This window comes from Nocardia sp. NPDC003345 (assembly GCF_053589395.1).
Genome location: NZ_JBSFRU010000341.1, coordinates 1 through 6682, shown reverse-complemented (window position 1 = coordinate 6682; position 6682 = coordinate 1). Strand labels below are relative to the sequence as shown.

General features: G+C 68.6%; 8 protein-coding genes. 3 read left to right on the top strand and 5 right to left on the bottom strand.

The genetic code is table 11. The features are described from left to right. Positions 1–84: 84 nt before the first annotated feature. Positions 85–219 (bottom strand): hypothetical protein, encoded by a 135-nt coding sequence (locus tag ACWDU1_RS27255; protein WP_450002774.1) that lies wholly within the window; start codon positions 217–219, stop codon positions 85–87. An 87-nt stretch (positions 220–306) separates the two neighbouring features. On the opposite strand from ACWDU1_RS27255, the gene ACWDU1_RS27250 reads away from it, so the two are divergent. After that, complete coding sequence (locus ACWDU1_RS27250; RefSeq protein WP_450002772.1) at positions 307–918, top strand: TetR/AcrR family transcriptional regulator; 612 nt, start codon at positions 307–309, stop codon at positions 916–918. Here the strand turns inward: ACWDU1_RS27250 and ACWDU1_RS27245 are convergent. Both ACWDU1_RS27245 and ACWDU1_RS27240 read right to left on the bottom strand, forming a co-directional pair. After that, entirely contained in the window at positions 915–1961 is a 1047-nt protein-coding gene (locus tag ACWDU1_RS27245; RefSeq protein ID WP_450002770.1) for a threonine aldolase family protein, read from the bottom strand. The genes ACWDU1_RS27250 and ACWDU1_RS27245 overlap by 4 nt on opposite strands. Beyond that, positions 1958–2575, bottom strand: a complete 618-nt coding sequence (locus ACWDU1_RS27240) for a TetR/AcrR family transcriptional regulator (protein ID WP_450002768.1) — start codon at positions 2573–2575, stop codon at positions 1958–1960. The genes ACWDU1_RS27245 and ACWDU1_RS27240 overlap by 4 nt, the downstream gene beginning before the upstream one ends. A 76-nt stretch (positions 2576–2651) precedes the next feature. On the opposite strand from ACWDU1_RS27240, the gene ACWDU1_RS27235 reads away from it, so the two are divergent. After that, a complete protein-coding gene (locus ACWDU1_RS27235; RefSeq protein ID WP_450002767.1) occupies positions 2652–3155 on the top strand; it encodes an SRPBCC family protein in 504 nt (167 codons plus the stop codon). Here ACWDU1_RS27235 and ACWDU1_RS27230 read toward each other — a convergent pair. After that, positions 3121–4257, bottom strand: a complete 1137-nt coding sequence (locus tag ACWDU1_RS27230) for a serine hydrolase domain-containing protein (RefSeq protein ID WP_450002765.1) — start codon at positions 4255–4257, stop codon at positions 3121–3123. The two genes, ACWDU1_RS27235 and ACWDU1_RS27230, sit on opposite strands and share 35 nt — an antisense overlap. A gap of 321 nt (positions 4258–4578) precedes the next feature. Between ACWDU1_RS27230 and ACWDU1_RS27225 the strand changes: the two genes are divergently transcribed. Continuing rightward, positions 4579–5955 carry an MFS transporter gene (locus ACWDU1_RS27225; RefSeq protein ID WP_450002764.1) on the top strand — a complete coding sequence of 459 codons (1377 nt, stop codon included), beginning with the start codon at positions 4579–4581 and terminating at the stop codon, positions 5953–5955. A 42-nt stretch (positions 5956–5997) separates the two neighbouring features. On the opposite strand, the gene ACWDU1_RS27220 is transcribed toward ACWDU1_RS27225, so the two are convergent. Next, positions 5998–6682, bottom strand: a 685-nt coding sequence (locus ACWDU1_RS27220; protein ID WP_450002762.1) for an Rpn family recombination-promoting nuclease/putative transposase, incomplete at its 5' end; no start/stop codon positions are given.

The following is a 6682-nucleotide window of genomic DNA, read 5'->3' as shown; positions in this document are numbered from 1 at the left end:
CAGCAGTGCCGAGGCTGCCACCGGCGGGTCGACATCGCCGGGTACGGCCACCGCGCCGGGATCACGATCCCGGCCGGCCGCACGCTACCGGGCGCCCCGCCGCATATGCCGGGGCCATCCGCCCTTGGTCGAGCCGTGGGTGCGCGGCGGGACCGGGCGGGTCACGAAACGCGGCTGGTCGTTCCGAATGGGGTAGGTGTTGCTGTGCTGCTTTCGCATGAACGCCGCCTTTCCTATAACCACTTCGCTTGTAGTACTGTGGTCGAAGTGATTTGAACCGTAGTACTACAGATGGAGTGGTGTCAAGTGGTGCGCACGAACCCAGAACGCAGGCGAGCCCTGCTGGACGCGTCGATCGAGGTCCTGGCCGGTGAAGGGGCCCGCGGGCTGACCTTCCGGGCAGTGGACAAGGAGGCAGCGGTTCCGGCCGGCACCGCCTCCAACTACTTCGCCAACCGTGACGACCTGCTGATCCAGGTCGCCCACCGGTATTACGAACGCCTGGTCCCCGACTCCGAGACCATGGCCAAACTGCACGGCCTGCGCTCCCGCGAGACCGTGCACGAACTCATGACCGAGGTCGTCGGGCGGGTCAGCCGGTTCCGCAGCGGCTACCTCGCCATCCTCGAACTGCGCCTGGAAGCCACCCGGCGGCCGGACCTGCAGGCCCTGCTCACCGAGCGCGTGCGCGCCGACCTGGACTTCAATATCGCCAACCATCTGGACCACGGGATGCCCGGCGACGCGAACACCGTGAACCTGCTGTTCCTCGCACTGAACTGGCTGGTCCTCGAAAGGCTCACACTGCCCGGCGTCTTCACCGACGAACAGGTGGAGGAACTGGTACGGGTCGCGGTGGAGCGGGCGATCCCGGCCGGCGCGGTCGACGAGATCGCGCCGGGTGTGACGTCCGGCTAGGCGGCCATCTCCCGGGCCAGGGCCGCGACGAAGGCGTCCACATCGTCCTCGGTGGTATCGAAGGAGCACATCCAGCGGACCTCACCGGTGCGGATATCCCAGGGATGGAACCGGAACCGCCGCCGCAGCCGCTCGGTGACATCCGGTGGCAGTACCGCGAAAACGCCGTTGACCTCGACCGGCCGCACGATCCGGACGCCCGGCACCCCAGCGGCGGCGTCCGCCAGCCGGGCCGCCATCGCATTGGCGTGCCGGGCATTGCGCAACCACAGGTCGCCCTCCAGCAGCGCCACGAATTGCGCCGATACATACCGCATCTTGGAAGCCAGCTGCAGCCCCGCCTTGCGCAGGTACTCCACACCCCGCACGGCGGCGGGGTCGAGCACCACGATCGCCTCGCCGAACATCATGCCGTTCTTGGTGCCGCCCAGCGACAGCACATCCACTCCGGCGTCGGTGGTGAACGCGCGCGGCGGCAGTCCCAGCGCGGCCGCCGCGTTGGCCAGCCGGGCACCGTCCACATGCAGCAGCATCCCCCGCTCGTGCGCCGACGCGCCGAGTGCCGCGATCTCACCGGGCGTATAGAGGGTTGCGAGCTCCGTGCTCTGGGTGATCGAGACGACCCGGGGCTGGGCATGATGCGGATCGCCGAATCCCGTCGCGTACCGGTCCAGCAGATCCGGGGTCAGCTTGCCGTCCGAGGTGGGCACCGGCACCACCTTCAATCCGGCGACCTTCTCGGGCGCACCGCATTCGTCGTAGTTGATATGCGAGGTCTCCGGGCAGATCACCGAACTCCACCGGTCGCACATCGCCTGCAGCCCCACCACATTGGCGCCGCTGCCGTTGAAAACCGGATAGATCTCCGCGCGCTCACCGAAATGGCGTCGGACCAGTTCGCCGAGCCGGGCCGTATGGGCGTCGGCTCCGTAAGCGGGCGCGTGACCCACATTGGCGGCCGCCAGCGCCGCCATGATCTCCGGGTGGACGGAGGCGTTGTTATCGCTGGCGAACCCCCGGATCGGCGCGCTGTCGTCGTTCACAGATCTCCTCGGGTCGGACACGGCCCGGTCGTTCCCAGCGCGAACAGCGCTGCCGCCGCCTGTTCGGCGAGTTCGGGCGCGTGGTCGGGGATCGGCCGGCCGATGGTCAGATATCGCTTGATCATGGCGTAGGGCAGGTCGACCACCGCGAGGAGCACCCGGTCGGCCGCGCCGGGAGCGGTATCGTCGCCGTTCTCGATCAGGGCAGTCAACGCCTCGTTCAGCACGGCGTCGGCTCGCTCGATGTCCGTGCGGGCCTGCTCGCTCCAGTCCTGCTCACCCAGCTCTTTCTTTCCCGCGAGCAGTACGCGCGCTTCGAGGGGATTGCGCCGCGCCCACTCCAGGCTCGCACGCGCACCACCGCGGATCGCCTCCCGGGGATCTCCGTGACTCAAGCCGGCGAGCAGTTCGCCGTGGAATCCGCGCAGCGCGCGTGACCACAGCGCGGCCAGTAATGCGGGCCGATCCGGAAACCGGTGATACACGGACCCACTCGGGGCGCCGACCGCCTTGGCCACCCCCGACATGGTGACCGCGGCGGACCCGCCTCCGGCCAGGAGTTCCGCGGCGGCGTCCAGAAGCCGATCGGCATCGTGCCTCGGTGGCCTTCCCATGAAATAGAGGATATGCTCTAATTCGTTTTAGAGAGCAATCTCTAAAAATAAAGCCGACCGGACCGAGGAGCCGATCATGGCCGTTGTCAACATTCACCTCCGCCACCTGCCCGGACCGGTGGGCCCGGTCGGCGCCCTGGTGGACGGCCTCGCCGGCCAGAGCGACACACTCTGGCCGGCGCACCTCTGGCCCGCGATGCGGTTCGACCGCCCGCTCGGCGCCGGCGCGGTGGGCGGGCACGGCCCGGTCCGGTACACGGTGGACCACTATGTGCCCGGCCACTGGGTCCGTTTCCGTTTCACCGGGCCCCGGGGCTTCGACGGCTTCCACGAATTCACCGTCCGTCCGACTTCCGACGGCGCCGACCTGGTCCACCTGCTCGCCATGAACACGCGTGGACCGGCGCGACTGACCTGGCCCCTGGCCTACCGTTGGCTGCACGACGCCCTCTCGCGAGATTGCCTGGATCGGGCGGAATACGCCCTCACCGGCTCCGTTGCCCGCCCCGCCCGGTGGACCCGCCGAGTCCGCCTGCTGCGGTGGATCATCGGCCGGGGCGCTCGAAGACCTCTCCGATGAGCCGCTGCATCGCCAGCTGGAACTCCGCGGACAGCGACAGCGCGGCGTCGTCGACGTAGTTGAATGCGGCGGTCATGGTCGAGCGGCCGTCGGGCGTACTGAACATGAGCGCCCCGTGCCCCGCGGCGCCGCCGTTGTGGGTGATGACGGGCCCGCCGGCGGTTTCCCGCACGAAGATGCCCAGACCGTAGTCCATACCGGGGATGCCGGTCGGGTACGTGGTGCGCATCTCGGCGAGCAGTTCGGGAGGCAGGAGTTCGCCGCTGTTCAGGGCGGAGATGAAGACGTGCAGGTCGCGGGTGGTCGAGATCATATCGCCGCCGCTGCTGATCCAGGACGGATTGTGCTCGGTGACATCGATCGTCCGTTCCACGCCGTCGTTGTCGTAGCGGTAGTAGGCGTGGGCGTGGGGTTCGGGGATCTCCGTCTCGGTGGTCGGCGCGACCGTGCCCGTCAGCCCCAGCGGTGCCAGGATGAGCCGCCGCATCTCCTCGGTGACGGAACGCCCCGTGACCCGCTCGATCAGCAGCCGGGCCACCACGTAGTTGGTATTGGAGTAGCTCCAGCCGGTGCCCGGTTCGAATCGGGCCGGCTTCGACAGCGCCAGCCGGACCAGTTCTTCCGGCAGGTAGGTCGCGAACCGGTTGTCCACCCACTCCTTTCCGGCGATGGTGGAAGGAATCCCGGGCACGACCGTGCCGTCCGGGAACATCTCACCGGTGAAGTTGAAGATCCCGCTGGTGTGCTGCAGCACCATACGCACGGTGATCCGCTCGTCGAAGCCGAACTCGGGCAGCGTTTCCGCCACCGGCGCGTCCAGCGCGAGTTCGCCTTCGGCCACCAGTCGCAGGACGGCGGCGGCGGTGAAGGTCTTGGTATTGCTGCCGATCCGGATATGCCCGTCGACGGGCGGCTTCGCGGTATCACCGAGTTCGCGCACACCGGCGCTGCCGGCCCACTCCCCGCGCTCGTCGTGCACCCGCAGGGTGAGGCCGGTGAAACCGGATTCGACGATCTCCTCGATCGCCCGCTGCAGTTCCGGCCGAGCCGCGGGCGCGGTTCCCGGGTTCGTGGCGTCCTGATCGATCGGTGTGGCGGTCATGATGTGCTCCCTCTGAGGGCCGATGGCGGAATTCGTTCGAGTGCCCGGCTCGTTGTCCGTGCCGCTCGATGAAGACTGTCGCCGCCCCGCCTGATACCGCGCTGACGCCGGACTGACGCGCCCACTGACACCGCCACCGGCCCCGCGAACCCGGCTCGCTGGGCCGGGAAGCCGTGAGTTGGCCGCCGTGGACAACCCCGTCCCGCTGATCGGGCACGGGCCGGTCGACCCCGCCGAATCGCCTCTGACGGACCGGGTCCGGGGAGATACTCCCTGTGACCCCGGTGCCGTTGCGGGGTCGGAGCGTGTGAGGAGTTGGCGATGAGCGTGGACGGTTCGACCGCGACCGGTGGGCAGCCCCCCGTGGAGCGGCGCGGGTTACGCCGGGTGGTCGCCGCATCCATGGCGGGGACCGTGGTGGAGTGGTACGAGTTCTTCCTGTACGGGACCGCGGCGACGCTGGTGTTCAGCAAGATCTTCTTCCCGGAATCCGACAGCGAGCTCGACGGAATCCTCAAGGCGTTCCTCACCTACGCCGTCGGTTTCGCCGCGCGCCCGCTGGGCGGTCTGGTGTTCGGGCATTTCGGCGACAAATACGGCCGTAAAAAGCTGCTGCAGTTCAGCCTGATCCTGGTGGGGGCCTCGACGTTCCTGATGGGCTGTCTGCCGACCTACGGCCAGATCGGCTACCTGGCACCGGCACTGCTGGTGGTGCTGCGGTTCCTGCAGGGGTTCGCGGTCGGCGGAGAGTGGGGCGGCGCGGTACTGCTGGTCGCCGAGCACAGCCCGAACCGCAGCCGCGGGTTCTGGGCGAGCTGGCCGCAGTCCGGGGTGCCCGGCGGCAATCTGCTCGCCACCCTGGTGCTGCTCGCGCTCACCTCGACCCTGTCCGACGACGCGTTCCTGTCCTGGGGCTGGCGGGTCGCGTTCTGGCTGTCGGCTGTCGTGGTACTCGTCGGGTACTACGTGCGCACCAAGGTCAGTGACGCGCCGATCTTCACCGCCGCCCGGCAGGAGGCCGAACAGGTGCGGTCCTCGTCGTTCAGCGCGGTGGAGGTGCTGAAGCGCTACCCGCGGGGCGTGTTCACTGCGATGGGTCTGCGGTTCGGCGAGAACATCATGTACTACCTGGTCGTCACGTTCACCATCACCTATCTGAAGGTGCAGCACGATATGAGCACCTCCGACATCCTGTGGTGGCTGCTCGCCGCGCACGCCGTGCATTTCGTGGCGGTGCCACTGGTGGGTGCGCTCACCGACCGGGTGGGCCGGCGACCGGTCTACTTCTTCGGCGCCGTCGCCGCCGGGGCGTGGGGTTTCGCCGCGTTCCCGATGATGGATACCGGAAACGGCTGGATCATCACCGCGGCCATCATGCTCGGGCTGGTCGCGCACGCGTTCATGTACGCGCCGCAGCCGGCGATCATGGCGGAGATGTTCCCGACCCGGATGCGGTATTCGGGGGTCTCTCTCGGCTACCAGGTGACCTCCATCGTGGCGGGTTCGCTGGCACCGGTGATCGCGGTGAAACTGCTCGACGAGTTCGATTCGTCGGTCCCGATCGCGGTGTACCTGGCGGCGGCGGCCGCGGTCACGGCGGTCGCGGTGCTGGTGGCGCGGGAGACCAAGGGCTTCGATCTCGCGGATATCGACCGCGCGGACGCGGCGCGGGAGAAGGCGGCGGCCGCCCGGGCCTGACCCTTCCGAGCGGGACCTGCGCCGGCTACGGCGCGGACCGGCTCAGCCGAACAGCTCGTCGAGGGTGTTCGCGGTCAGCACCCGCGCGGTCCACTTTCGGACCTGTGCGGGATCGGCCGAGCGGACGCGTCCGATCGCCGCGGCCGGAAGTACGCCGAATTTCACGGTAGCCAACTCGAGCAGAGCATCGACACGGCCTTCGACGCGGCCACGCGCCTCGCCACGCGCCTCGCCGCGGGCTTCAATGATTTCTGCTGTGGTCACGATCGCCTCCTTCGCTCGTGGGCCGAGCTGTTCGAAGACCGTTACGAGGTCTGTTTCGGTGGTTTCGCCGACTGTCATGAGGTAGGTCAGGACGGTCAGGTAGTCGCCGAGGGGGTCCGGTCCGGTTTCCAGGGCGCGCAGGTCTTCGAGCCAATCCAGCATATCGTGCCCGAGGGCGGGATTCTTGGGTGCGATCCGCTGCAGGACCAGCAGGATTCTGGTCGCGGGGGTGAGGTCGCGGTCGCGTAGTGCGCGGGGGTCCAGGGCGGCGATATCGTCGAGCAGGAACCGTAGCCGGGGCAGGTGGGGGCCGAGGGCTTCGCGAGCGGCGGGGTCGAGGTCGATCAAGTCGGCGAGTTCGGTGGGGTGTGCGGGTGACCAGCGGGTGCCGTCGGCGGTGTTGTGGACGACGAGGGGGATGATCGCGGGCAAGGTGGCTGGGCCCGGGGGCCGGTGGTCGGTG